This is a genomic window from Bacillus sp. 7884-1 (genome assembly GCF_002272245.1).
GTDB lineage: Bacteria > Bacillota > Bacilli > Bacillales > Cytobacillaceae > Neobacillus.
Genome location: NZ_NPDD01000393.1, coordinates 1 through 208, shown reverse-complemented (window position 1 = coordinate 208; position 208 = coordinate 1). Strand labels below are relative to the sequence as shown.

Below are 208 nucleotides of genomic sequence, written 5' to 3'. Positions count from 1 at the left end.
TGTATTATTTTTTAAAAATGTGTGTATATATAGTTAATTTTGACATATAATATATTGGTACACATGTTAAAGTAATATAGTAATAATTTTTATTGTCGCGGGGTGGAGCAGTCTGGTAGCTCGTCGGGCTCATAACCCGAAGGTCGCAGGTTCAAATCCTGTCCCCGCAATTTAAGTTCTTTTCAAGAAAAACACTTGAAAAAACTTT

At 33.2% G+C, this 208-nt stretch carries 1 tRNA gene; it reads left to right on the top strand.

The features are described 5' to 3' along the window. Positions 1-96: 96 nt before the first annotated feature. Positions 97-170, top strand: a tRNA-Met gene (locus tag CHI06_RS29285). Positions 171-208: the final 38 nt, after the last annotated feature.